Here is a 24,342-nt window from a genome sequence, read left to right as displayed (position 1 = left end):
CATGAAGACCATCGCCACTGCCATCATCGCCACCGTTCTGGGCGGCGCCATCCTGTCGGCCCAAGCCTTTGCCGCCACCCCCGACAATGGCCACCTGCCGCCCACCTATATCGTCTACAAGCTGGTTCAAGACGGCGTTCAGTTGCGCAAACTGGAGACCGAACACAATGTCTACGAGGCCTGGGTCGATGCCGGTGACGGCACCCTGGTCAAGGTCGGCGTCGATCCGCACAATGCGGAATTGACCGCCGATTTCAACGACAGCCGCAACAACAACCATCAATCCCCAGCGGTGGACGCCGCCCAGGCGGTGCAAACGGTGGCCGCCACCGGCCATTGGGATGTCCGCGAAATCGGGCTGAAAAACGGGGCCTGGCAGGTGAAAGCCGCCGACGATGCCGGCCAGATGGAAAAGTTCCGCGTCGATGCCCAAAGCGGTCAGATCCGCTGAAGCAAAAAGGCCCCGGATCGCTCCGGGGCCTTTTCGTCATCAACACGGGAAAAATCAGCCGCGCGCCATCTTGGCCAGCCGCATGCGCAGAGCGTTCAACTTGATGAAGCCCTGGGCGTCGCGCTGGTCATAGACGCTGTCTTCCTCGAAGGTGACGTAATCCATGCGATAGAGCGACTTTTCCGACTTGCGGCCGACGACGGTGACGTTGCCCTTGTAGAGCTTCAACCGCACCACACCGCAGACGTTCTGGCTGATATGGTCGATCATCTGCTGCAACGCGATGCGTTCCGGGCTGAACCAGAAGCCGTTGTAGATCAGCTCGGCATAGCGCGGCATGATGTCGTCCTTCAGGTGCGACTCGCCGCGATCCAGCGTCAGGCTTTCGATGGCGCGATGGGCGACGATCAGCACCGAGCCGCCGGGGGTCTCGTAGACGCCGCGGCTCTTCATGCCGACGAAGCGGTTTTCCACCAGATCCAGACGACCGATGCCGTTGGCGCCGCCCAGTTCGTTCAGCTTGGTCAGCAATTGCGCCGGGCTCAGCCGCACGCCGTCGACGGCCACCGCGTCGCCCTTCTCGAACTGGATTTCCACATAGGTCGGCTTATCAGGGGCCTTTTCCGGGCTGACCGAACGGGTGAACATGTCCTCGTCCGGCTCGGTCCACGGGTCTTCCAGCGCCTTGCCCTCGTACGAGATGTGCAGCAGGTTGGCGTCGGTGGAATAAGGCGCCTCGCCGCGCTTGTCCTTGGCGATGGGAATCTGATGCTTCTCGGCGAAGTCCAACAGCTTGGTGCGGCTGGTCAGATCCCACAGACGCCAGGGCGCGATCACCTTGATGTCCGGCTTCAGGGCATAATAACCCAACTCGAAGCGGACCTGATCGTTGCCCTTGCCGGTGGCGCCGTGCGACACCGCGTCGGCGCCGACCTGATTGGCGATCTCGATCTGACGCTTGGAAATCAGCGGCCTAGCGATGGAGGTGCCCAGCAGATAGACGCCTTCGTACAGGGCGTTGGCGCGGAACATGGGGAAGACGAAATCGCGGACGAATTCTTCACGCAGATCGTCGATGAAGATGTTCTCGTCCTTGATGCCCATCAGCTGGGCCTTCTTGCGCGCCGGCTCCAGTTCTTCGCCCTGGCCCAGATCGGCGGTGAAGGTCACCACTTCGCATTGATATTGGTCCTGCAACCAGCGCAGGATGATCGAGGTATCCAGGCCGCCGGAATACGCCAGCACGACCTTCTTGACTTCGCCCTTCATGGCAAACGCCCCTGGAAATGGGAAAGATTGAACGCAGCAGTATAGACCCTGGCGCGGCGCGGGCAAGCTTGCGCTGCGAAAGGACGAAAACGCACAGCCTTCCGCCTTCTGACGGATACTCTCCGACTTCCTGAAAGCCCCGCGTCCTGGCATTGTTACGGCTATGGACGACAAAGCCCGCGACGCCGATCTGAACACCGCCATCGCCTTGACCCAGCGCCTGCTTGGGTCGAGTGACGACAGCGTGGAACCGGCCAAGCCCGGCTTCGGTCAAAATCTGCGCTATTGGCTGTGGAAAGCCGGTGCCCGCCGGCTGACCCAGGCCAAAAACGCCGAACAGGTCTCCAAGCTCCTCGACAATTACGACATGGAGCTGGAACGGCTGCGCCAAAATCACGACCGTGATCTGGCGGCGCAAAAGCAGGCCCATGACCTTATCGTCCAGGAAATCGAGGCCGCACACCTGCAATCCTTCGGCTCCATGCGCGCCGGCATCATGGCCGAGGCGGAAGCGGCTAGCCAGAACCTGCGCCAGGATCTGGAGCGGGAACGCCAGCGGGTGACGCAGTTGGAGCAGCTCACGGCAGAGCTCGAGCGCGTCTACAGGGCCGAGATGGCCAAAGCGCAGGAACGCGGCCAGAGCGAGGGGCAGAATGCGCTGGACGCCGCCCAGGACCGCATCACCGCCCTGGAAGAGGAATTGGCCGCCCAAGCCAGCCGCCATCAGGAACAATTGCGCCACTATTCCGAGGAGGCGGCCAAGGCCGCCGAAACCGGCATGGCGGTGCTGCGCGACGAAATCAAGGCCTTGAACGCCAACCAGGCCAAGGAACTGAGCCTGAGCCGCCAGCTATACCTGGATCAGGCCGAGAGCGAGAGCGAAACCCTGCGTCAGCAGGTGGCGGCGGCGGAACTCGACAAGGAAACGGCGTTGCGGCAGGCCCAGCAACACCACGATGCCGCCCTGGCCGCCTTGCGCACCCGCCATGCCGAGGAACTGGCGGAAACCCGCATCAACGGCGAATGGGCGCTGGGCGACGCCAAACGCCAGATCACCGATCTGCGCCGACGCCTGAACGAACAGGAAGAAACCCACGCCGAGGCAACGGCCAGCCTGCGCGAAAAGTTCGAGCACGCCGCGCAATCTCTGGTTCGCGCGCAAGGCCGCATCGCCGAATTATCGACCGAGTTGGGGCAGACGCGTCAGGCACAGATTCTGGACGGCGATCGTCTGGAAGGGGCGCAGGCCCGGGAAAACCAACTGGCCGAACAACTGGCGGCGGAACGCGAGGCGCGCCGCCAGCTGGAAATCCAGTCCGGCAGCACCCTTGCCGATGCCCTGGCGGCCGAACGGCTGGCCAGTGAACGGGCCCAGCGGCTGCAAGCCGAATTGGAAACGGAACGCCGTGTCTTGCACGAACAGACCGGCAAGCTGGAGGAATTGCGGGCGGAAATCCAACGGCTGCGGGACGGAACCCCGCCGCCGCCGCCGCCCGACGTGGCGGCGATCATCGCCGACCATAATCGGGAACTGGCCCGGCTGCGCCTGGACAGCAGCCGCCGCATCGCCGAGTTGGAACGCCAGGTGGCGCAGAGCGAAAGTCAGCCGCAGCCTCCTCCCTCCGCCGAGATCATCCCGCTGCACAAGACCAAGCCCGGCATCGATTGGGAAGCCCGGGTCAACGATGCGCTGGAACGCGCCCAGCGGGCCGAGGCCGAGGCGCAACTGGCCGCCAACAAGATCGAAGTCCTGAAGGACGCGCTCGCCTTGGCCAAGGCGCGCCCCGCCAATGGCAACATGCCCGCCGTCGACCATCGTTTCCGCGATGCCAAACGCGCCTTCGCCCGCGCCTTCCACCCCGACCAGGGCGGGCGCGAACATCCTGACAAGGCCGCCTTGTTCCTGGAATTCTGGCCGGTGCTGGAAAAAATCGACAAGGAAGATTGTTAATTTCCCGGCAGCTTGGCCGTCACCTGCACCTCGACCGCCTCGGCGTCGTCGCCCACCTGCACCGCTTCGATGCGGTCGGCGCGCTTGACCACCTTGTCGGTGGAAATGCGGATCTGGCGGATGTCTTCCGTCGCCTGGACGAAATGCTTGTCCAGTTGCGCCACCCGCCCGTCCAGCCGCTCGACATCGTCCAGCAGCAGCCGCACTTCCTTTTGGATCAACCCGGCCTGTTCGCGCATGCGGGCATCCTTCAGCACCGCACGCACCGTGTTCAAGGTCGCCATCAAGGTGGTGGGCGAGACGATCCACACCTTGGCCCGGTAGGACTTTTCCACCACTTCGGGGAAATTGGCGTGCAATTCGGCGTAGATGGCTTCCGACGGCAGGAACATCAGCGCCGATTCCGCCGTTTCGCCGGGGATGATGTATTTCTCGGCGATATCGCGCACATGCTTCAGGATGTCGGTGGCGAAGGCGCGACCGGCAACCAGCTTTTCCGCGTCGTCCTTGGCCCGGCGCATCAGGTGCCAGCTTTCCAGCGGAAACTTGGCATCGACGCCGATAGGGCCGGGCGGATTGGGCAGCTTCAACAGGCAATCCACCCGCTTGCCGCCGGGAAGCGTCGCCTGGAACTCATAGGCCGAAGGCGGCAGCGCCGCCTGCACCAGATCGGCCAGTTGAATTTCGCCGAAGGCGCCACGGGTTTGCTTGTTGGACAAGATGTCCTGCAACGACACCACCTGGGCCGACAATTCGGTGATGTTCTTTTGCGCCGCGTCGATCACCGCCAGCCGTTCGCGCAGATCGTGCAGGCTGGTGGCCTGACGATGCGACGATTGCTGCAAGCCGTCATCCATGCGCTTGGCCATATCGGCCAGACGTTCCTCGACCGTCTTGGCCAGGGCGCGTTCCTGCGCCTGCAGGCGTTCACCCAATTGCGTCTGGGCCGCCGCCTGGGTTTCCGCCAATTGCGCCAGCCGCCCGGCCAGGGACGATTGCGCCTGCATCATGCCGTCGACCGCCCGCAACATGGCGCCGTCCTGACGTCCGCGCGCATTTTGCCCCAGCACGACGATGACGATCACCACCGCCAAGGCCGCCGCCGCCGCTGCTCCGATCAAAACCGGGTCCACCATCTTTTCCCCATTTTCGCCATCGTCTGGCCGCTTTCATAGCATAGCTTTGGCGCCGTCATGGATTTTCGGAGCATCATCATGCGCTGGCGCACCGCCCTTTTCTCCACCATCGCCCTGTCGCCCCTGTTGGCCGCCGGGGTTTGGGCCGACACCGTCTTGCGCGACGATACCCGCACCAACCTGATCCTGACCATCGCCCAGGACGGTGCGGCCCTGGTGCACGACCGTCGCAGCGCCACCTTGGAGGCTGGAGAGCAAGCCCTGATCATCGAACCGCTGCCGCGTCAGGCCCGGTTGGAGGCCGGCGGTCTGACCGGCCCCGGCATCAGTGTGCGCAGCCAATATCTCGATCTGAACGGGATTGATGCCCAGGCCTTGCTGGCCGCCCATCGCGGCAAGCAGGTGACCATCGTCTGGCGCACCGGCAGCGGGGCCGAGCGGGAAGAACGCGCCACCGTACTGTCCGCCGACGGCATCCCGGTGTTCGGTGTCGACGGCAAGGTGGTCAGCGGCCAGCCGGAACGGGTGCTTTACGACACCTTGCCCGCCGGCCTGCACGCGGTGCCGGTCTATCGCGCCGACATCGCCGCCGACAAGGCCGGCAAACGCGCGGTGGAGCTGTCGTACGTCACCCACGGCCTATCGTGGCAGCCCGCCTATGTGATCGAGCTGGAAGAAAACGGCAAAGCGCTGTTGTCGTCCTGGGCCACCCTGACCAACGGCAGCGGCGGTGATTTCCCCGCCGCCCAAGTCCGGCTGTTGGCCGGCGAACCCAACCGGGGCGCCGCCCCCACCCCCATGCCGCGTCCGGCACGGATGGAAAAGGCCATGATGGCGGCCTCCCTGGATGCCGCCCCCAGCCGCGAAGCCCTGGGGCCGCATCACCTTTATACCCTGGCCCAGCCGGTTTCCCTGCGTGACGGCCAAAGCACCCAGGTGCCGTTCCTGCCGCCGACCCACATCAGCGCCGACCGCCTGCTGGAATTGCCGCCGTTGCCGCCCCATGCCTGGCTCGGACGCTTCGGCACCGAGACCCAAAAGCAGCACCCCGACACCATCCTGGCCTTGCGCAACAGCACCGGCCAACCCTTGCCGGCGGGCCCGGCCCGATTGTTCCTGCGCGGTGGCGATGGCGGGCTGGCCCTGGCCGGCGACGACCAGATGCCCATGGTGCCGGCGGGGGCGCCGTTCCGCCTGAGCCTGGGCAAAACCTTCGACGTCACCGCCACGCGGGTGCAGACCGACAGCCAGAAGGTGGCGACCGAGATCAGCGAAACCGCCTGGGAAGTCAAACTGGCCAATGCCGGGGCCAATCCGGTCAAGGTGCTCGTGCGCGAGACCTTCGCCGGTGAATGGCTGGTGCTGGAGGAAAGCCAGCGCCACGACAAGACCGACGCCCATCGGGCCGGTTGGAGCGTGCAGGTGCCGGCCAAGGGCGAGGCGGTGCTGCGCTATCGCGTCCGCGTCAAGCTTTGATCCCTCACCGCCCGGCGGGGATATCCAGGTGCGACGGCAACTGGCCGTCATAGACCAGTTCGTCGATGGTCCGGGCCAGGATGTCGCGGGCCAGCCGGTTGCCGCCCACCGCCAGCGCCATGCCCAGATGGGCGTCGAGCAGATCGTGGATCCCGACCCGCTCCAGATATTCCCCCGGCTGCCGCCGCCGTGGCGGTGCCACCCGATTGATCTGCTCGAGCGCCAGTTCCTGCACCGCGTTCTTCAACAGGGTTTCCGTGGTGTTTTTCTCCAGCAATTGCTGGTACTCGCGTGAATCCCGCTCGGCCTGAGCCCAATTGGGCGGCGGCGGCGCTTCCGCTGCCGGCGGGGCGGTACCGTCCAATTGGGCGATGGATTTGGCCACCATGCGCGCCGCCACCAATTCCTCATCGGGCGAAGCACCATTGGCGACGGTGCGGGCCATCAATGCCCGCAACCGGTGCAACAAGCGGTCGCGCACGCTGTCCTTTATGGTCGAGGAAGCCGACAAGGGCGAAACTCCGTACGATTTGATGGCAGTCTAGGCCGTTCTGGGCGGTACTGTCGATTGCGCCGAAGAATTAATCCCTCGTCAGGGGGTGACAAGGACAGCATCTGTGCCTAATCTTAAAACCATAGTGGGTCATGGGGGCTTCCATGGAAAAAGGTAAAGTCCTGGAACGCAAAGTTTTTTATGCGGGCCAGAAGGTTTTCGGCGAGGGTGATTCCGGGGATCGCGCCTATTTGATCCAGGAAGGATCGGTCGAGATTTCCAAGCACGGCCTGGTTTTGGCCACTCTCAACAAAGGCGAGCTGTTCGGCGAGATGGCCCTGGTCGATGACCAGCCGCGCATGGCCACCGCCAAGGCGCTGACCGACGTCTCCGTCGTCATCATCGGCCGCGATTCCTTCCGCGAGAAGCTGGCCAAGGCCGACCCCTTCATCCGTGGCCTGCTGAACATCTTTGTCCGCAATATCCGCAACCTGACCCGCTGATCATGGGCTTGAGCGGTCGGTTCCGCGTGGATTTCCCGCATCTGACCGCGCGACAATTGTTCGACATCGCCGCCGACATCGAAAGCTATCCCCATTTCATCCCCTGGTGCCGCGCGGCCCGGGTGATCGGTCAGGATGGCGACGCGACAATGGTGGAAAATCATTTCGGCGCCGGCCCCGTCGATCTGCGCTTCACCACCCGAGCCGTGGCCCAAGCCCCCGAATGCCTGACCATCACCGGCGATGACGGCCCGTTCACGGCCTTTCGCCTGGAATGGACCTTCGCCGACGGCCATGTTAAAGCCCAATACCAGATCGCGTTGGCGTCCCCGTTGCTGCAAGGCCTTGCCGGTTTCGCCATGCCCGAGGTAGAACGCCGCATCGTCAGCCAGTTCCGCCAGCGGGCCAATGCCCTGTACGGCGCCTGACCACCGGAGAAGACCATGTCCGACAAGCCGCTCCCCCAACACCCCGACGCGCCGACGCGTGAAAGCGCCACCACCTTCCGTCCGGTGGCCGAGGGCATGGAAGGCCACGTCAACGTCTATCATCCGGTGCTCGATCACGGCTTCATCGCCGTCAAGGATTACATGGGCGACGACGTCTCGATCCTGCAAATGGCGCGGATGAGCTATGGCAAGGGCACCAAGGGGGTATCCGACGACCGGGCGCTGTTGCGCTATCTGATGCGCCACCTGCACACCAGCCCGTTCGAGGGCTGCGTCATCAAGCTGCACGTCAAGCTGCCCATCTTCGTCATGCGCCAATGGGTGCGCCACCGCACCGCCAGCTTGAACGAATATTCCGCCCGCTATTCCATCCTGCCCGACGAATTCTACATGCCCGAGCCGCACCTGTTGGCGGTGCAGTCCAAGGACAACAAGCAAGGCCGCGGCGATTCCCTGACCGCCGAACAGGCGGCCGAGGTGCTGCGCATCCTGAAGGAAGACGCCCAACGCAATTTCAGCACCTATCACAACTTGCTGAATGCCGATGAAGACGGCAACGCCATCGACGAGGACCGTGACGGCATCGCCCGCGAACTGGCCCGCATCGGCCTGCCTTTATCCACCTATACCCAGATGTACTGGCAGACCAACCTGCATAATCTGATGCACTTCCTGCGTCTGCGCGCCGACCCGCACGCCCAGTACGAAATCCGCGTCTATGCGGAAAAGATGCTGGCGATCATGGCCGATTGGGTGCCGGTAACCACCGAGGCCTTCCGCGATTATCAATTGGAAGCCGGGCGCTTGTCGCGCATGGAGCTCGGCTTGGTACGCGACCTGCTGGCCGGCAAGGCGAGTATGGCCGATGCCGAACGCTATGGCCTGACCAAGCGCGAGATCCGCGAGTTCAAGGACCGCTTCGGCTGCTGATCGGCACAGCCATGCGGGCTATATCGTCCCGCATGGCGATTGTCATAATCAGTGTCGATTTTTCGCCGCACGGGCTTTCTTGCTGGACCCGGTCACCTTGTTGACCACGATTCCGGCCGATGGACCGTCGTCATCGTCCATGTCGTCGTCCGCATCATTGTCGGCGCTGTCCTCTTCCTCATCCTGTGAGGCTTTTCGCTCGGGCCGGTTGGGGCTGACCTCGGCCCGGCTTTGCGAACGGCTGTTGGCCGATCCCGAGGGCGGCACGCCCGAGCCGCCGCGATAATAGCGCATGGCCTCGGCGATCTCGCTTTGCAGATCGGCGATCCGGGTCTGGTCGGAGGGGTGCGTGCTCAGAAATTCCGGCGTCCCGTCATTATCGTTGGCCGCCGCCATGCGACCCCAGAAACGCGGTGCTTCATGCGGATCATATCCGGCCATGGCCATGAAGATCAGGCCCAACCGATCCGCCTCGCTTTCATGCATGCGGCTGAACGGCAGCGCCACCGCCAGGGATGTCCCGATGCCGAAGGCCATGGAAAATACCTCTTGCGCCGCCGGATCGTCGCCGGCCAGGGCAATGCTGAGGGCCGCCCCCGTCACCTCCAGCAACAAGGACTGACTCATCCGTTCATTGCCGTGATTGGCGATGGCGTGAGCCACTTCGTGGCCGACGACCACCGCCAGACCGGCTTCGCTTTGGGTCACGTCCATGATGCCGGAATAGATGGCCACCTTGCCGCCGGGGAGGCAAAAGGCATTGACCTCGTCCTCATCCAGCAGATTGAATTCCCAGCGATAGCCGCTGATCCGGGCTTCCTCGCCGTTCTGACGGAAATATTGGGTGACGGCATCCTTGATCTTGGCGCCGACCTTCTGCACCTGCTGTGCCTTGGCGCCGGTACGGATGACGGTACTTTCCCTGATGATGTCGCGGTATTCCCGCGCCGCCATGGTCGACAATTCCTGATCGCCGTAAAGATTGATCTGCTGACGCCCGGTGATGGGAACCGTCTCGCAAGCCGCCAGCACCAGCAGCGACAAAAGCAGTGCAACCGTCCTGACCATATCCACCCCCACCCTGCCCATCGGCACATCACCAAGGTTTGCCCGGCGTGAACCAGATGTCCAGCGCTGGACGGCGGGGTGTGGATGGCCGTTCACAGACGGCGGACTTAGCCGCCGCTGACCCCGGCTTCGGCGAAGGTGGCCATGCCGGTGTGACAGGCCAGGGCGGCGCGCACCACCCCCACCGCCAGGGCAGCACCCGAAGCCTCGCCCAGGCGCATGCCCAGATCGAACAAAGGCTGCTTGCCCAGTTCCGCCATCAAACGGCGGTGGCCCGGCTCGGCCGAGGCATGGGCGACGACGCAATGGTCCAAGGCGCCGGGGAACTCCGCCTGCAAGGGTGCCACGGCGGCGGTGCACACATAGCCGTCCAGCAGCACCGGCACCCGCTTCAGACGGGCCGCCACCACCGCACCGGCCATGGCCGCCAGTTCGCGCCCGCCCAAACAGCGCAGGATATCCAGACCCTGTTGTCCGCCATGACGGGCCACCCCGGCGGCCACCACCTGGGTCTTGCGGTCGAGGCCAGCGCCGTCGATGCCGGTGCCGCGCCCGGTCCACAACCCGGCCTCGCCGCCATAAAGGGCGCAGGGGATGGCCGCCGCCGCGGTGGTGTTGGCGATGCCCATTTCGCCGATACACAGCAGATCGGCATCCGCCGGCACCGCATCCATTCCGGCCTGGAACGCCTGGATGAACTCGGCCTCGTTCATGGCCGGGCCTTGGGTGAAATCGGCGGTGGGGCGGTCAAGCTCAAGCTCGATCACCTCTAATTCAGTGCCGAAGGTGGTGCACAACTGGTTGATGGCCGCACCGCCATGGCGGAAATTGGCGACCATCTGCACCGTCACTTCCGGCGGAAACGCCGACACGCCCAAGGCGGCAACGCCGTGATTGCCGGCGAAAACCCGGGCCACCACCTTGTTCAGACGCGGCGGATGCTGTCCCTGCCACGCCGACAGCCAGCGCCCCAGATCCTCGAGCCGGCCCAGCGACCCCGGCGGCTTGGTCAATTGCGGCTCACGCGCGGCCCAGGCGGCCACCGCCCCACCATCCTCGCCCGGCAACGCCGCCAGAATTTCCCGAAGCTGCAACACACTAGAAATGGACGTATTCAAGGGTATTCTCCACAACATATTGCGCGGGCGCGGTGCCTCGTCCTATAAACCATCCATTCCTCGGCGTCATCAAAGATGAATGAAGTGACCGACCCCACCCACCCCGTTGCCGGCTGGCGCGGCGTTGTTGCCGACGCCCATCTGGCCTTGGCCTTCCTCACCCGGCTGCCACTGCCCGATACCGGCGCCTACGTCCCCGGCGCCCTGGCCCGCTCCATGCGTCTGTTTCCGCTGGCCGGGGCAGTGATCGGGCTGATCGGCGGCGCGGTCTTCGTTGTCGGCCACACCCTGTTGCCGCCCTTGCTGGCAGCTTTGCTGGCTTTGCTTGCCACCCTCATGGTTACCGGCGCCTTGCATGAAGACGGCCTGGCCGACACCGCCGATGGCCTGGGGGCGCGTGGTGGACGGGAAAAGCGGCTGGAGGTGATGCGCGATTCGCGCTCGGGTGCCTATGGCGTCGCCGCCTTGGTCTTTTCCGTCGCCTTGCGCGCCACGGCCCTGGCCGCCGCCCCCACCGCCCTGGCCGGTCTGGGCGCCATGATCGCGGCGGCAGCGCTGTCGCGGGCGACCGTGCCGGCGATCATGCAGATCCTGCCACCGGCCCGCGCCGACGGCCTGGGCGCCGGCGCCGGCTTGCCCCATGCCGGCATCGCCGCCACCGCCCTGGTGCTGGGCTCGATCATCGCCGCCATCGCCACCGGCCTGGGTGCCGCCCCGGCCATCGTCGCCGCCCTTGTCGGCGCGGGTCTGATCGCCTGGCTGGCCCGGCGCTGTTTCGGCGGCTTCACCGGCGATATACTGGGGGCGGCCCAGCAATTGGCCGAAATCGCCATTTTCATCGCTCTTGCCGGATATTGGTCATGAACGCCTCTTTCGCCCGCTGGTGGCTGGTCCGCCATGGTCCCGTGCCCTGTCCCCATGGTCGCATCCACGGTCAATTGGACGTCGCCTGCGATGTGTCCGACGACGACGATTTCCGCCAACTGGCCCAGCGGGTGCCGTCGCATGCGGTGTTGGTGGAAAGCGGCCTGATGCGCTGCCGCCAGACCTCGGGGGCACTGGAGGCCGCCGGCATGGTATTGCCGCCGCCCCTGATCGAACCGGATTTGATCGAACAAAGCTTCGGACGCTGGCAAGGCCGGTCCTGGGCCGATCTGGAGACGGCGAAAGAGCCGGAACTGCCCGATTTCTGGCGCGATCCCGCCCATACCGCCCCGCCCGGCGGCGAAAGCTTCGCCCAAGTCTGCCTGCGGGTGAAAGCGGCGATGGAACGGCTGTCGCAGGCCCATGCCGGGCGCGACATCGTCGCCGTCATCCATGCCGGCTCGATCCGCGCCGCCCTGGCCCTGGCTTTGGGTCTGGACCCGGCCCAGGCGCTGCGCTTCGCCATCCAGCCGCTGTCGCTGACCCGCCTGGACGCCACCGCCGATGGCTGGCGGGTGGAATGCGTCAATGTAACGGCGGTTTAGCTCTTTTCGGCTACGATCCAATCCAGCCGCGATGACGCGTCGGCCTCGCCCAAGGTCGTCGCCAACCACGGCATCAGCCGACCCAGAGCCTCGTCCAGCTTCCACGGTGGGTTGATCAGCACCAGACCGCAGCCGTTCAGACGGTCGGGCGCATCACCGCCCCGGATCCAGATATCCGCCGCCAAGGTCTTGGGCAGGCCCAGCATGGCCAGATCGGCATGAAAACGGTCGATGGCGGCGCGGGCCTTGATGGGATACCACAGGGCATAAAGCCCGGTGGGCCACCGCTTCATCGCCTGGACCAACCCCTTGCGCATGCGTTCGAATTCGTCGCGCACCTCGAAGGGCGGGTCGATCAGCACCAGACCGCGCCGTTCCGGCGGCGGCAACAACGCCTTGACGCCGTCATAGCCATCCCGATGGTGCACGCCAACCCGGCGATCAGCGGCGAAGCGGGCACGCAATTGGGCGCAATCCTCGGGGTGCAATTCGCACAAGGCCAAGCGGTCGGCAGGGCGCGCCAACAGGTCGGCGATCATGGGCGAGCCGGGATAATGGCGCAGACCACCATCGGGGTTGAGCCGGTGGACCACATCCAGGAACGGCGCCAGTTCCTCGGGCGGGTTGGCCGCCGCCATCACCTTGGCGATGCCGCCTTGCCATTCCCCGGTTTTTTCCGCCTGCACCGAAGCCAGATCATAGGCGCCGATGCCGGCATGGCTGTCCATGTAAGCGAAGGGGGCATCCTTGCGCTTCAGGTGTTCCAGGATCAACGCCAGGGCAGCATGCTTATGAACGTCGGCAAAATTGCCGGCGTGGTATGCGTGTCGGTAATTCATCCTCTGGCTTTTGGCTAAAAGCGGGGAAAAGCGCAAGAAAATTAGCCGTACGCTCTGTGCGCAGTAATTTTAGAGCGCATCTAAAGTGAACAAGCGTCTACATTCCAAAATCCATGGTTGCCGATAGTATCAGTCGATCCACTTGCAAGCTAATATCGGAGCATTAACCATATCGGGATAAGTATTTTTAATTATCGCTTAATTCCTTCCCTCTATATGTTAACGCCTCGCGAAGGGCCACCGGTGCTTCGCGGGATCCGTCATCAACGAGCCGACCCGTGGGGGGGATATGGCACGAAGCGATGTTAAACTGACTGGAACCGAGCGCACCTTCGGCACTGACGAGATCATCGTCAGCAAGACCGATCCGAAGGGCCGGTTGATTTATGCCAACGAGGTTTTCCTGCGCCTGGCCGGCTATAGCGAGGCCGAGGTTCTGGGGCAGCCCCACAATGTCATCCGCCACCCGGACATGCCGCGGTGCGTATTCAAGCTATTGTGGGACACCATCGCCTCGGGCAAGGAATGCTTCGCCTATGTGGTGAACCGCTCCAAGAACGGCGACCATTACTGGGTTCTGGCCCACGTCACCCCCACCTTCAATGCTGCGGGCGAGATCGTCAGCTATCACTCCAACCGCCGGGTGCCCACCCGTCAGGCGGTGGCCAAGGCGGAAGCGCTGTATGCCGAATTGTCGGCCATCGAAAACGCGTCGCAAGACCGCAAAAAGGGAATGGAAGCGGCCTATCAGGCCTTGACCGACAAGCTGCAGGCGCTGGGGGTGCCCTACGATGAATTCGTCTTCGCTCTCTAAGGCCTGGCTGGCCGCCATCGCCGCCGCCGCCGCCGCCGCAATCTTGCTGGTGGCCAGCCTGTTGTCGGGCTCGGTTCTCAATGCCGTTCTCGCCGCCATCAGCTGTGCTGCCACCTTGCTCTGCCTGTTGATGGTGCTGCGCACCCGGTCGTCCGTGCACCGGGCCACCGCGATCATTTCCCAGGCCGCCGCCGGTCGTCTGGATGCCCGCGTCATCGGCATCCGCGAAGCCGGGGTGCTGGGCGACCTGGACCACGCCATCAACCGCCTGCTCGACCTGACCGAGGCTTTCACCAAGGAAGCCGACGCCGCCATGGCTATGACCGCCCAGGGCCGCTATTTCCGTCATATCCTGCTGGAAGGTCTGGTCGGCGAGTTTTCCGACCACGCCCGCCTGATCAACGATGCGTTGACCAGCATGGAAAACAAATCCAAGGAATTCGTCACCGAGGCCACCGGCGTCGGCAACACCATCAAGCACATGAGCCAGGCGGTGGCCGCCACCGCCACCGAGTTGGAAGCCACTGCCCAGCAGATGCGCGACATCGCCAACCAGACCAGCGACCAGTCGTCCACCGTCGCCCGCGCCGCCGAGGATGCCTCGGCCAGCGTCGAATCGGTGGCGGCGGCAGCCGAGCAGGTGTCGTCTGGTATCCGCGAAGTGGCCGAACGCATCCAGCAATCGGCCAACATGGCCCAAGATACGGTGCAAGTGGCGGCGGAAACCGACCATGCCATCCAAGGGCTGGCCGATGCCGCGCAAAAGATCGGCGACGTGGTCAAGATGATCACCGAGATCGCCAGCCAAACCAATCTGCTGGCGCTTAACGCCACCATCGAGGCGGCCCGCGCCGGCGAGGCCGGCAAGGGTTTCGCCGTGGTCGCCAACGAGGTCAAGCATCTGGCCAACCAGACCAGCCGGGCCACCGACGACATCACCAACCAGATCGAAAGCATGCGCCAGGCCACCCGCGGCGCGGTGGACGCGGTCCGCCGCATCGCCGGCATGATCCGCGACATCAACGACAACTCGTCCGGCATCGCCGCCGCCACCGAGCAGCAATCGGCGGCCGTGGCCGAGATCAGCCGCTCGATTCGCGACGTCGCCGCCGGCGTGCAGACGGTGGCCAACACCATCGGCGAGGTGTCGGAAGTGGCCGGCACCGCCACCGAGGCCGCCGATCAGGTGCTGATCGCCGCCGGCGACATGGCCTCGCGCACGGTGGGCATGAACGACGACATCGACGCCTTCATCATCCGCGTCTGCTCGGGCATGCGCATGCAGTAGGGCCGAAGGCCGGCCCGTGAACGGGCCCGCTCAGATGCCGCGCGGGCTTAGGGGGGAAACCCCTTAGACCCATTCCATATCTTGCCCTTCCTCCTGGCCGACCGTACCTTGGTCGGCCAGGAGGAAGCCCATGACCAAATTCACCGGTACCGACAGCTATATCGCCACCCCCGATCTGATGGTGGCGGTCAACGCCGCCTTGACCCTGGAACGCCCCTTGCTGATCAAGGGCGAGCCCGGCACCGGCAAGACGGTTTTGGCCCAGGAAGTGGCCAAGGCCTTGGGTCGTCCGCTGATCCCCTGGCACATCAAATCCACCACCAAGGCCCAGCAGGGCCTGTACGAATACGACGCGGTAGCGCGCCTGCGCGATTCGCAACTGGGCGACCCGCGCGTGCACGATATCGGCAATTACATCGTCAAGGGCAAGCTGTGGCAGGCGTTCGAGACCGATCCCTGCCCGGTGCTGCTGATCGACGAGGTGGACAAGGCCGACATCGAGTTCCCCAACGACCTGTTGCTGGAACTCGACCGCATGGAATTCCACGTCTACGAAACCCAGCAGGTGATCAAGGCGGCCAAGCGGCCCTTGGTCATCATCACCTCGAACAATGAAAAGGAACTGCCCGACGCCTTCCTGCGCCGCTGTTTCTTCCATTACATCCGTTTTCCCGACCGCGACACCATGCAAAGCATCGTCGAGGTGCATTATCCCGGCATCAAATCGGCGCTGCTGCATCAGGCGCTGACCGTCTTCTTCGATGTGCGCGAGGTGCCGGGCCTGAAGAAAAAGCCGTCGACGTCGGAATTGCTGGACTGGATCAAGCTGCTGGTGTCCGAAGACCTGTCGCCCGACGAATTGCGCGGCCAAGATGCCAAAAGCCTGATCCCCAAGCTGCATGGGGCTCTGTTGAAGAACGAACAGGACATCCACCTGTTCGAACGTCTGGCCTTCCTCAACCGCCGGGGCGGGTAAGCCTATGTTCCTCGCCCTGTTCCTGGATTTGCGCGCCGCCAAGGTGCCGGTCAGTTTGCGCGAATACCTGACGCTGTTGGAAGCGGTGGCCAAGGGCGCGGCGGGGTTCAGCGTCGAGGATTTCTACTACCTGTCGCGCGCCCTGCTGGTGAAGGACGAACGCAACCTCGACAAGTTCGACCGCGTCTTCGCCAAGGTATTCGATGGCGTGGTGTCGGAAGCCGGCAGCATCGAGGAATTCTTGGCCGAAATCCCCGAGGAATGGCTGCGCGCCCTGGCGGAAAAGCTGCTGAGCCCCGAGGAAATGGCCGAAATCCAGGCTCTGGGCGGCTTCGACAAGCTGATGGAGACCCTGCGCCAGCGTCTGGCCGAACAGAACGAGGAACATCACGGCGGCAGCAAGTGGATCGGCACCGGCGGCACCTCGCCGTTCGGCGCCTATGGCTATAATCCGGCGGGCATCCGCATCGGCCAGAAGACCAACCGCCACAACCGCGCCGTCAAGGTGTGGGACCGCCGCGACTTCAAGAACCTGGACGATTCCTTGGAGCTCGGCACCCGCAACTTCCGCATGGCCTTGCGCCGCTTGCGCAAATTCGCCCGCGAGGGGGCGGCGACCGAATTGGACCTGGACGCCACCATCACCGGCACGGCGCGGGCCGGCGGCATGCTTGATGTCCACATGCGGCCCGAGCGTCACAACAAGATCAAGGTGTTGCTGTTGCTGGACGTGGGCGGCTCCATGGATTCACACATCCAGACCTGCGAGGAACTGTTCTCGGCGGCGCGGTCAGAGTTCAAGCACCTGGAACATTACTACTTCCACAATTGTCCCTATGGCCATCTGTGGCGCGACAATTCCCGGCGCTGGGACGACCGCATCAGCACCTGGGACGTGCTGCACACCTATCCGCCCGACTGGAAGCTGGTGATCGTCGGCGACGCTTCCATGAGCCCGTGGGAGATCACCACGCCAGGGGCGGCGGTGGAGGAATGGAACGACGAGGCGGGGGAAACCTGGATGCGCCGATTGCTGGCGCAATGGCCGTCGGCTGCGTGGTTGAATCCATCGCCGCCCCGGCACTGGCAATGGACCGAATCCATCAATATGCTCAATCAGACCATGGCCGGTCGTATGTATTCTTTGACCCTGGAGGGTCTTGACCTGGCCATGCGCGAACTGAACCGGGGCGCCGCCGCCTTAAAATGACGGCGGCGCGACCGGGTCACTGTTTACGCGTTCCCGGCTTCCTGGCCCTGGGCCGCTTCCATGCGCGAGCGGTAGAGCTGCATGAAGTCGATGGGCTGGATCATCAAGGGCGGGAAAGCGCCGTCGCGGGTCATGTCGGCGATGATCGAGCGGGCGAACGGGAACAAAAGGCGCGGGCATTCGATCAACAGCATGGGCTGGATATGCTCGTCCGGGACGTTCAGGGTGAAGATGCCGGCATAGGCCAACTCGGCGATGAACACCGGCTTGTTCTCGGCCAGATGCGCCTCGACCTTCAGATGCAGGGTGACTTCATAGGTCTTGTCGGCGATGGCGGCGGCATTGATGTCGACGTGAATCGGAATTTCCGGGTTCTGGCCGGCCATTTCGCCATAGATGCCCGGCGCGCCAGGAACCTCGAACGACAGATCCTTGACGTACTGGCCATTGATGACCAGGGGCGGCATGTTGTTTTCGTCGGACATCATCTCTTCCTTGAAGGTGAAATTCGCCTGTGATGGGCAACGGCTAGCACGGATCGGGCGCCGTTTCTAGTCCCGCCCGATATGCTGGTCGCGCGATTCCACCACGGTATAATCGCCGTCGATGATGGTCGGTCCCGGCTGCGCCGGCCGGGCCGCGGTGAAATGCCGTCCCAGCCACAGCTTCAGCAGCAGGCGCACCGGCGGCAACAGCAGCAAGATGGCCAATGCGTCGGAGAGGAAGCCGGGCAAAATCAGCAACCCGCCGGCCAGGGCGACGCAGATGCCGTCGAACATTTCCGACACCGGCATTTCACCCCGGTCCATCTGCGCCTTGGCCCGCAACATGGCGCGCAAGCCCTGGGCGCGTACCAGCACCAGACCGATCAGGCCGGCGCCCACCGCCAGCAGGATCGCCGCCAGCAGGCCCACCCATTGCGCGGCCTTGATGAACAGGGCGATCTCCACCACCGGTATGGCGATCAGACCGGCAATTAACAGCCATGCCATGCTTGCTCTTTCCCCTTTCCGGGCTTATCTGTGACGGTATCGGTCAGCCATTAAGCGACGTAGGTCAATGAACGACGGTTTTCACGCCCTCGATATCGTTTTTTTCGCCGTGGTGGCGGTTTTCCTGATCCTGCGCCTGCGCAGCGTCTTGGGCAAGCGCACCGGCAATGAAGAACCGCCGCGCTGGACGCGGACCCCGAAAGATGACGGCGAAACCGCCGATAACGTCATCGACCTGACCCGCGCACGCCGCCCGGTCGAAGCCGAGCCGGACGTCACAGCCGACGTCGCCGCCACCGCCGGTCCGCTGGCCCGGGGCGAGGCGGCCATCCGTGCCCGCGACCCCAGCTTTTCCAATACCGGTTTTCTGTCCGGCGCCCGCATGGCCTTCGAGATGATCGTCGGCGCCTTTGCCGCCGGCGACAAAAAGGCGTTGCGTCCGCTGTTGGCCGATCAGGTCTATAAGCCGTTCTGCGACGCCATCGACGCCCGTGCCCGTGCCGGCGAGGAATTGTCCACCGAGATCATGGGCATCAAATCCGCCGAAATCATCGAGGCGATCATGGTCGGCACCATCGCCCAGGTCACCGTGCGTTTCGTCTCGGAACAGATCAACGTCATCAAGGATCTGGACGGTCGCATCGTCGAAGGCGATCCGTCCCGCATCGTCCCGGTCACCGACGAATGGACCTTCAGCCGCGACACCCGCTCGAAGGATCCCAACTGGCACTTGTCGGCCACCCGCGCCGTCACCGAAGGCGATGCCCCCCACGATGCCGCCGACGAGGTTCAGCCCTGAGATGAAACCGCGTCTGGCCGTTCTGTTGCTGGCAGCCCTGGCCGCGTCGTGCGCGCCGGAAACGCCGCGCCGACCGCCGCCAGTACCCGGACCCGCGCCCCTGCCCCAGGGGCCGGATCAGTTCGGCCTGATCCCGGCGCAATTCAACGACCTTCCCGGCTGGCGCGCCGATGGCGCGGCGGCGGTGCTGCCGGCGCTCAACCGCACCTGCGACCGCGTCTTGAAGCAACCCAACGACAAATCCATCGGCCAAAACGGCATGGGCGGCACGGTCGCCGACTGGTACAGCCCGTGTTCCGCCGCCCGCCGGGTCGGCGCCAACGACCACGAGGCGGCGCGGGTGATGTTCGAGGAATGGTTCGTCCCCTTCCTCGCCGTCAACAACGGCTCCGCCGATGGCCTGTTCACCGGCTATTTCGAGCCCGAACTGGCCGGATCGCGGACGAAAAAAGGCCGCTTCACCGTCCCCATCCTGGGCAAGCCGCGCGATCTGGTCACCCGCAAGGGCGCCGACGGCAGTACCGAAAGCGGGCGCATGGTCGACGGCAGGTTCACCCCCTATCCCAGCCGGGCCGAAATCGAGGCCGGGGCCATCGCCGCCCAGGCCACCCCCCTGGCCTGGGTGGAAGACCCGGTGGACGCCCATATCCTGCATATCCAGGGCTCGGGCCGCATCCGCTTGGAAGACGGCTCGGTGCTGCGCCTGGGCGTCGCCGCCACCAACGGCCATAAATTCGTCGGTATCAGCAAGATCTTGCGTGAGCGCGGCCTGATCGAGGATACCCCCATGCCCGGCGTCCGCGCCTGGCTGAAGGCCAATCCGGCCCGCGCCAAGGCGCTGATGGCGGAAAACCCGCGCTATGTCTTCTATACCCCCATTTCCGGCGACGGCCCGGTGGGATCGGAAGGGGTGGCGCTGACCGCCGGTCGGTCCATGGCCGTCGATCCGCGCTATGTCGCCCTGGGCCTGCCCCTGTTCCTGGACACGGTCGAGCCGTCGGGTCAGCCGCTGCGCCGGCTGGTCATGGCCCAAGATACCGGTGCCGCCATCAAGGGCCCCATTCGCGGCGACTTCTTCTGGGGCACCGGCGAGGAAGCCTTCGACAAGGCCGGTCGCATGAAAAGTCCCGGTCGCTATTGGATCTTGCTGCCGCAACGGCGCTCGCCCCGCATCGCCATGGCCGAGGAACAAAATCCATGAGCGAGCTGATGGCCGCCTGGCGGGCGAAAAAGACCGAGGAAGCCATCGCCCTGCATGACCGTCTGCGCAATGCCGTGCTAGCCAAGAAAGTGCATATCTATACCGACCAGCGCATGCTGGATTTCCAGGGCTCGCCCGTCCATAACGGCTGGGACCACCTGATGCCGCTGATGGTGATGATGGTGCTGGCCCTGGTCATCCTGCTGGCCACCGGCGTCGCCTTCGGCATCGTCGCCATGACCATCGGCGCCCTTGCCCACCTGCTGGGCATCAAGCATTTCATCGCCTGGCGCATCCGCACCCGCACCACCGCCTATATGCTGGAAAGCGCCCATCACTGGCACCAGATATGGCAATTGGGCGGCATCGCCATCTATATGCCCGCTAACAACGAGCCGCCCTGTCTGGCCCCGCGCGGCGACTGGCGCAAATTCGCCCAGCGCAACCTGTCCGACGACCCGGCCGAAGCCGCCGCCGCCGCCGAGGAAGAGGTGCCGGAAGGCGGCGAAGTCCTGCCGCCATGACCCGGCGGCGCCGGTGCGTCACCCCGGACGAGGCCCGCATCTGGCGCGCCATCGTTCACGACGTCACCCCCTTGCCGGGACGCGAACTGATCGACGAGGTGGAAACCGACAGCCTGACCCCGCCGCCGTCACCGGTGGTGGCCTATGTGCCGCCCTTACCGCCGCCACCCCGGCCCAAGGCGCCGCTGCCCGATCTGTCGCACGGCGCCACCCCCGGCCTCGACCGCCGCTCGGCCGACCGCATGAAACGCGGCGACATGGTCATCGACGGCACCTTGGATTTGCACGGCATGACCCAGGATTCCGCCCACGGGGCGCTGATCGCCTTTGTCGGACGCGCCTATGACGGGGGCCGGCGCTGCCTGCTGGTGATCACCGGCAAGGGCAAACAAGGCCCGGGCATCCTGCGCGCCCAGGTGCCGCGCTGGCTCAATCAAAGCCCGTTGCGTGAACGCATCCTGGGCTTTTCCCACGCCCGGCCCCAGCATGGCGGCGAAGGCGCGCTTTATGTGCTGATCAAAAGGAAACGGGCGTGACCCCGTTCGGCGCCCGCGTGCGGACCTTACGCGACGCCAAGGGCATCGCGCTCAAGACCATGGCCACCGACCTGCACGTGTCGTCGGCTTATCTGTCGGCCCTGGAACACGGCCACCGGGGCCGCCCGGCCCCCGGTCTGGTCATGCAGATCGCCGGCTATTTCGGCCTGATCTGGGACGAAGCGGAAGATTTGAAACATCTGGCCGATCTGTCGCATCCGCGCATCACCATCGACACCGCCGGCTTGGCCCCCGAGCGCACCGAACTGGCCAACCGGCTGGCTCAAGACATCAAGACCCTGCCCGACGACATCATTGCCCAGATGCTCGCTCTAGCGCGGCGATAAGCGGGCCAGCGTCGTAGATCATACCGCTGGGGCTGTCCAAGAGCGGCGTGTGACCGGCCAGAACCGGGGCCACCACCTTGTCGAAACGATGCTTGGCGAAGGCATAGCGTTCGTCGTCGGCACCCAGATTGCGGGCCATCAGCACATAGCCGACATTGTCACGCCGCAGCCACTGGGCGATTTCGGCGGCGGATAACGACGCCACGCCCCCGGTGGAGTAGAAAGCCCCTTCCTCCCCCGATCGCAAGCCATGCAGGGCGGCCTTTTGCGGACAATAGAACGACGGGTCGTTAACCAGAGCCAGATAGGTCTGCCCCGGCTTCAGGTTTTCGGCCAGCCACAGGCACGGACTGATCAGGCTGTAATAGCGGAATGCCGGCACCTCCAGCGCCTGACGGATATCCACCAAACCGAACACCACCGGCAGCCGGTACAGCGCCGACGAACCGGCGAACAGCGACTGCACGACCATGCCGACGGCGATGGCGGCGGTGAATACCGGCCTGAACCAAGGCACGGAGACCGTTGCCACCTGCGCCAAACCGACCGTCGCCAAAGCGCATAGCGGCACCAGAATCGGCAGCAGGAACCGCAGCAAATGCGGCATGGCCAGCCACCACAGAACCACATACAGCACCACCATGGACAGAACCATCAATCGTCCGCCTGCGGGCCGGAAAAAGGCAAAGGGAAGGCCGAGCAGAATAAAGGGGAAACCCCATTGCAGGCCGTCGAAGGCGTCTTGCAGGATGAACATGGTCCAAGGCAGCGCCCAAAGACCGCCGGGGGGTTGCAGACGGCTCAGGGCTTGAGTGAGTGGCGCGAAAATATCCAGGCCGTCGGCGACGAACAGCGGATGGGCGGTGGGAAACACTGGGTTGGCGGTCACGACGTAATTGCGCAGCAAAACCGGCGCCAGCACCAGGGCAGCCACCACCCCGGCCCCGATCACATAGGCCAGCCCACGCCGGCTCACCACGGCCATCCCCCCCAGCGGCACCAACAGCGCCAATGCGGCAACGATACCGTGATATTTACAGGCCATGGCCGCACCCAGCAGCAGCCCCAAGGCGACGGCGTGGCGTTTCGACAAGGCAACAGTCACCGCCGCGCCGATGAAGGCCACCAGGGGAAAATCGGTGGTCACCGCCGACCCCAGATTCAATGTTACCCGCTGGCCGACCACCAGCAGGGCGGCGGCCAGCGCCGCCTGTGGCCCGCAGCCCAGCCGCCGGACCAGCAGCCCCGCCCAACAAGCGGCCAGACCGACCCAGGCCACATTCAGCATCTGCGCCGCCTCGGCCCCACCCAGGGCGAAGGCCATGCGGGTCAGCAGTGACGCCAAAGGCGGGAAGAATTCATAGATGCTCCAGCCGAACCACAGGGTGATGCGGCCCAGTTCCAAATCGCGGCGCGGCAGGGTCAAGTGATAGCGGATGGTGTCATGGTCGATGGGTGGGGCCAGGGCGGACAAGGCCAGCAGCCCGAATAAGGCCGCCAGCATTCCCCCCCATGGCCACCAGCGCCAGGGAAACGACGGCACGGATCGCGGCAAGCCGATGCCGAAGGCCAAGGCAAGGGCCAGCAGGACCGCCATGGCGACGAAATCATAGCGCCACGCCCCCACCGCCTGAACCAGGAGCGCCAGCGGCAACGCCCCCAGCAAGGGCGCCAGGGCCAGACGTTCGCCCTCGTCCAGTCCGGGAACCAGCCGCCGCACCAGGGGCCAGCCCAGACCGGCCATGCCCGACAGCATGAGGAGGACGACCAGCACGGCGGTCATGACAGCCCCAAGCGCTGCAAAAACTTGTCGGCCATCTGGCCACCATTGGCCCAGACAAAGGACAGTGTCACCACCAATGCCCACAGGGTAAAGCCCCAGGCCAGCAGACGATCCCTATTCATGGTCGGTCTTCAGCCGAAAGCCGCGCCGGCCCTGACGGTCCAGCGCGCCCTTGTCCACCAGCTTGCGCAAGGTGCGGTAAAACGCCTCGTGCGTCAGACCGATATCGGCGGCGATATGAGAAAGCGGCTGGCCCAGCTTGATCCAGCCTTGCGCGGCGCCAGCCTGGATGAGGAAGGCCGTCACCCGATCCTCGGCCCCCTTCAGCTTGCCCAGTTCGATGCGGGCGCGCGCCGCATTCAGGCGCCGGGCCAGAAAGGCGGAAAACGCCAGATTGATGTCGGGATGGGCGCGCAGATGCAGCAACACCTGCGGTCGGGCATAGGCCAACACCACCGCCGGCTCTAAGGCCACCGCGTCCACTGGATTGGCGTCGACGAACAGGCCGCTTTCGCCGAACAAGGTGCCGGGCTCGGCCACATGCACCATGCTGCCATGACGGGACAGGGCGACGCGACCGGTCTCAACCGCATAGAGGGCGGCAGCCTTGTCGCCGGCCCGCATCACCACCTCGCCCGCCGCCAGAATCTTGCGGCTGGGGCGGATGCCCTGCAACAAAGTGGAATGATCGGCGGCCATGGTATTTTCCCTGCTATGACC

Annotated in this window: 28 protein-coding genes; 17 read left to right on the top strand and 11 right to left on the bottom strand. The window is 64.7% G+C overall.

Annotated features, from left to right (window positions below):
• Position 1: 1 nt before the first annotated feature.
• Complete coding sequence (locus tag MGMSRV2_RS17305; protein WP_024081668.1) at positions 2–451, top strand: PepSY domain-containing protein; 450 nt, start codon at positions 2–4, stop codon at positions 449–451.
• 54 nt (positions 452–505) lie between these two features.
• Here the strand turns inward: MGMSRV2_RS17305 and MGMSRV2_RS17300 are convergent, their stop codons facing one another.
• Positions 506–1,720: an argininosuccinate synthase gene (locus MGMSRV2_RS17300; protein ID WP_024081667.1), complete on the bottom strand. Its 1,215-nt coding sequence runs from the start codon at positions 1,718–1,720 to the stop codon at positions 506–508.
• 163 nt (positions 1,721–1,883) lie between these two features.
• Here MGMSRV2_RS17300 and MGMSRV2_RS17295 point away from each other — a divergent pair, with 163 nt between their 5' ends.
• Positions 1,884–3,671 carry a coiled-coil domain-containing protein gene (locus MGMSRV2_RS17295; protein WP_024081666.1) on the top strand — a complete coding sequence of 596 codons (1,788 nt, stop codon included), beginning with the start codon at positions 1,884–1,886 and terminating at the stop codon, positions 3,669–3,671.
• Here MGMSRV2_RS17295 and MGMSRV2_RS17290 read toward each other — a convergent pair.
• Entirely contained in the window at positions 3,668–4,807 is a 1,140-nt protein-coding gene (locus MGMSRV2_RS17290; protein ID WP_024081665.1) for a DNA recombination protein RmuC, read from the bottom strand. The two genes, MGMSRV2_RS17295 and MGMSRV2_RS17290, sit on opposite strands and share 4 nt — an antisense overlap.
• A 78-nt stretch (positions 4,808–4,885) precedes the next feature.
• Between MGMSRV2_RS17290 and MGMSRV2_RS17285 the strand changes: the two genes are divergently transcribed.
• Complete coding sequence (locus tag MGMSRV2_RS17285) at positions 4,886–6,283, top strand: DUF4139 domain-containing protein (protein WP_024081664.1); 1,398 nt, start codon at positions 4,886–4,888, stop codon at positions 6,281–6,283.
• Positions 6,284–6,287: 4 nt separating this feature from the next.
• Here the strand turns inward: MGMSRV2_RS17285 and MGMSRV2_RS17280 are convergent, their stop codons facing one another.
• Positions 6,288–6,794 (bottom strand): hypothetical protein, encoded by a 507-nt coding sequence (locus MGMSRV2_RS17280; protein ID WP_024081663.1) that lies wholly within the window; start codon positions 6,792–6,794, stop codon positions 6,288–6,290.
• A gap of 146 nt (positions 6,795–6,940) precedes the next feature.
• Here MGMSRV2_RS17280 and MGMSRV2_RS17275 point away from each other — a divergent pair, with 146 nt between their 5' ends.
• From MGMSRV2_RS17275 to thyX, 3 genes are read left to right on the top strand one after another with little or no spacing between them, the layout of a single operon-like run.
• Positions 6,941–7,279, top strand: coding sequence for a cyclic nucleotide-binding domain-containing protein (locus MGMSRV2_RS17275; protein WP_024081662.1), 339 nt, complete (start codon positions 6,941–6,943; stop codon positions 7,277–7,279).
• A gap of 8 nt (positions 7,280–7,287) precedes the next feature.
• Positions 7,288–7,707 carry a type II toxin-antitoxin system RatA family toxin gene (locus MGMSRV2_RS17270; RefSeq protein ID WP_158497785.1) on the top strand — a complete coding sequence of 140 codons (420 nt, stop codon included), beginning with the start codon at positions 7,288–7,290 and terminating at the stop codon, positions 7,705–7,707.
• Between the two features lie 15 nt (positions 7,708–7,722).
• Entirely contained in the window at positions 7,723–8,658 is a 936-nt protein-coding gene (thyX, locus tag MGMSRV2_RS17265; protein WP_024081660.1) for an FAD-dependent thymidylate synthase, read from the top strand.
• Between the two features lie 48 nt (positions 8,659–8,706).
• Here thyX and MGMSRV2_RS17260 read toward each other — a convergent pair whose 3' ends face one another.
• Positions 8,707–9,726: a M48 family metallopeptidase gene (locus tag MGMSRV2_RS17260; RefSeq protein WP_084028141.1), complete on the bottom strand. Its 1,020-nt coding sequence runs from the start codon at positions 9,724–9,726 to the stop codon at positions 8,707–8,709.
• A gap of 107 nt (positions 9,727–9,833) precedes the next feature.
• Positions 9,834–10,862 carry a nicotinate-nucleotide--dimethylbenzimidazole phosphoribosyltransferase gene (gene cobT / locus MGMSRV2_RS17255; protein ID WP_041633736.1) on the bottom strand — a complete coding sequence of 343 codons (1,029 nt, stop codon included), beginning with the start codon at positions 10,860–10,862 and terminating at the stop codon, positions 9,834–9,836.
• Positions 10,863–10,919: 57 nt separating this feature from the next.
• Here cobT and cobS point away from each other — a divergent pair, with 57 nt between their 5' ends.
• Together cobS and MGMSRV2_RS17245 are read left to right on the top strand one after the other, a co-directional pair.
• Positions 10,920–11,708 (top strand): adenosylcobinamide-GDP ribazoletransferase, encoded by a 789-nt coding sequence (gene cobS / locus MGMSRV2_RS17250; protein WP_024081657.1) that lies wholly within the window; start codon positions 10,920–10,922, stop codon positions 11,706–11,708.
• Positions 11,705–12,313, top strand: a complete 609-nt coding sequence (locus MGMSRV2_RS17245; RefSeq protein WP_024081656.1) for a histidine phosphatase family protein — start codon at positions 11,705–11,707, stop codon at positions 12,311–12,313. The genes cobS and MGMSRV2_RS17245 overlap by 4 nt, the downstream gene beginning before the upstream one ends.
• Here the strand turns inward: MGMSRV2_RS17245 and MGMSRV2_RS17240 are convergent.
• A complete protein-coding gene (locus MGMSRV2_RS17240) occupies positions 12,310–13,152 on the bottom strand; it encodes a 23S rRNA (adenine(2030)-N(6))-methyltransferase RlmJ (RefSeq protein ID WP_024081655.1) in 843 nt (280 codons plus the stop codon). The genes MGMSRV2_RS17245 and MGMSRV2_RS17240 overlap by 4 nt on opposite strands.
• Before the next feature lie 289 nt (positions 13,153–13,441).
• Between MGMSRV2_RS17240 and MGMSRV2_RS17235 the strand changes: the two genes are divergently transcribed.
• The 4 genes from MGMSRV2_RS17235 to MGMSRV2_RS17220 all read left to right on the top strand — a co-directional run bounded on the left by MGMSRV2_RS17235 (position 13,442) and on the right by MGMSRV2_RS17220 (position 17,440).
• Positions 13,442–13,966, top strand: a complete 525-nt coding sequence (locus MGMSRV2_RS17235) for a PAS domain-containing protein (protein ID WP_024081654.1) — start codon at positions 13,442–13,444, stop codon at positions 13,964–13,966.
• Positions 13,944–15,254: a methyl-accepting chemotaxis protein gene (locus MGMSRV2_RS22255; protein ID WP_024081653.1), complete on the top strand. Its 1,311-nt coding sequence runs from the start codon at positions 13,944–13,946 to the stop codon at positions 15,252–15,254. Before MGMSRV2_RS17235 ends, MGMSRV2_RS22255 begins: the two co-directional genes overlap by 23 nt.
• A 130-nt stretch (positions 15,255–15,384) precedes the next feature.
• Entirely contained in the window at positions 15,385–16,230 is an 846-nt protein-coding gene (locus MGMSRV2_RS17225; protein WP_024081652.1) for an AAA family ATPase, read from the top strand.
• A gap of 4 nt (positions 16,231–16,234) precedes the next feature.
• Positions 16,235–17,440, top strand: a complete 1,206-nt coding sequence (locus MGMSRV2_RS17220; RefSeq protein WP_024081651.1) for a vWA domain-containing protein — start codon at positions 16,235–16,237, stop codon at positions 17,438–17,440.
• A 23-nt stretch (positions 17,441–17,463) separates the two neighbouring features.
• On the opposite strand, the gene secB is transcribed toward MGMSRV2_RS17220, so the two are convergent.
• Both secB and MGMSRV2_RS17210 read right to left on the bottom strand, forming a co-directional pair.
• Complete coding sequence (gene secB / locus MGMSRV2_RS17215) at positions 17,464–17,925, bottom strand: protein-export chaperone SecB (protein ID WP_024081650.1); 462 nt, start codon at positions 17,923–17,925, stop codon at positions 17,464–17,466.
• A 66-nt stretch (positions 17,926–17,991) separates the two neighbouring features.
• Positions 17,992–18,432: an FxsA family protein gene (locus MGMSRV2_RS17210; protein ID WP_024081649.1), complete on the bottom strand. Its 441-nt coding sequence runs from the start codon at positions 18,430–18,432 to the stop codon at positions 17,992–17,994.
• 67 nt (positions 18,433–18,499) lie between these two features.
• Between MGMSRV2_RS17210 and MGMSRV2_RS17205 the strand changes: the two genes are divergently transcribed.
• From MGMSRV2_RS17205 to MGMSRV2_RS17185, 5 genes are read left to right on the top strand one after another with little or no spacing between them, the layout of a single operon-like run.
• Entirely contained in the window at positions 18,500–19,231 is a 732-nt protein-coding gene (locus MGMSRV2_RS17205) for a Tim44/TimA family putative adaptor protein (protein ID WP_024081648.1), read from the top strand.
• A 1-nt stretch (position 19,232) separates the two neighbouring features.
• Entirely contained in the window at positions 19,233–20,432 is a 1,200-nt protein-coding gene (gene mltA / locus MGMSRV2_RS17200; RefSeq protein WP_024081647.1) for a murein transglycosylase A, read from the top strand.
• The gene (locus MGMSRV2_RS17195; protein WP_024081646.1) at positions 20,429–20,956 is read left to right on the top strand and encodes a hypothetical protein; all 528 of its coding nucleotides are present in this window, start codon (positions 20,429–20,431) and stop codon (positions 20,954–20,956) included. Before mltA ends, MGMSRV2_RS17195 begins: the two co-directional genes overlap by 4 nt.
• Positions 20,953–21,492: a Smr/MutS family protein gene (locus tag MGMSRV2_RS17190; protein WP_024081645.1), complete on the top strand. Its 540-nt coding sequence runs from the start codon at positions 20,953–20,955 to the stop codon at positions 21,490–21,492. Before MGMSRV2_RS17195 ends, MGMSRV2_RS17190 begins: the two co-directional genes overlap by 4 nt.
• Positions 21,489–21,839: a helix-turn-helix domain-containing protein gene (locus MGMSRV2_RS17185; protein WP_024081644.1), complete on the top strand. Its 351-nt coding sequence runs from the start codon at positions 21,489–21,491 to the stop codon at positions 21,837–21,839. The genes MGMSRV2_RS17190 and MGMSRV2_RS17185 overlap by 4 nt, the downstream gene beginning before the upstream one ends.
• Here the strand turns inward: MGMSRV2_RS17185 and MGMSRV2_RS17180 are convergent.
• The 3 genes from MGMSRV2_RS17180 to MGMSRV2_RS17175 are packed head-to-tail and all read right to left on the bottom strand — an operon-like array spanning position 21,805 to position 24,321.
• On the bottom strand, positions 21,805–23,622 hold the full coding sequence (locus tag MGMSRV2_RS17180; protein WP_024081643.1) for a hypothetical protein: 1,818 nt from the start codon (positions 23,620–23,622) through the stop codon (positions 21,805–21,807). The genes MGMSRV2_RS17185 and MGMSRV2_RS17180 overlap by 35 nt on opposite strands.
• Entirely contained in the window at positions 23,619–23,744 is a 126-nt protein-coding gene (locus tag MGMSRV2_RS22250) for a hypothetical protein (RefSeq protein WP_267893898.1), read from the bottom strand. Before MGMSRV2_RS22250 ends, MGMSRV2_RS17180 begins: the two co-directional genes overlap by 4 nt.
• Entirely contained in the window at positions 23,737–24,321 is a 585-nt protein-coding gene (locus tag MGMSRV2_RS17175; protein WP_024081642.1) for a Crp/Fnr family transcriptional regulator, read from the bottom strand. The genes MGMSRV2_RS22250 and MGMSRV2_RS17175 overlap by 8 nt, the downstream gene beginning before the upstream one ends.
• Positions 24,322–24,342 lie beyond the last annotated feature (21 nt).

Source organism: Magnetospirillum gryphiswaldense MSR-1 v2, from assembly GCF_000513295.1.
GTDB lineage: Bacteria > Pseudomonadota > Alphaproteobacteria > Rhodospirillales > Magnetospirillaceae > Magnetospirillum > Magnetospirillum gryphiswaldense.
The sequence above is the reverse complement of the archived record's forward strand: the minus strand, read 5'-3'. Positions and strand labels throughout refer to the sequence as shown.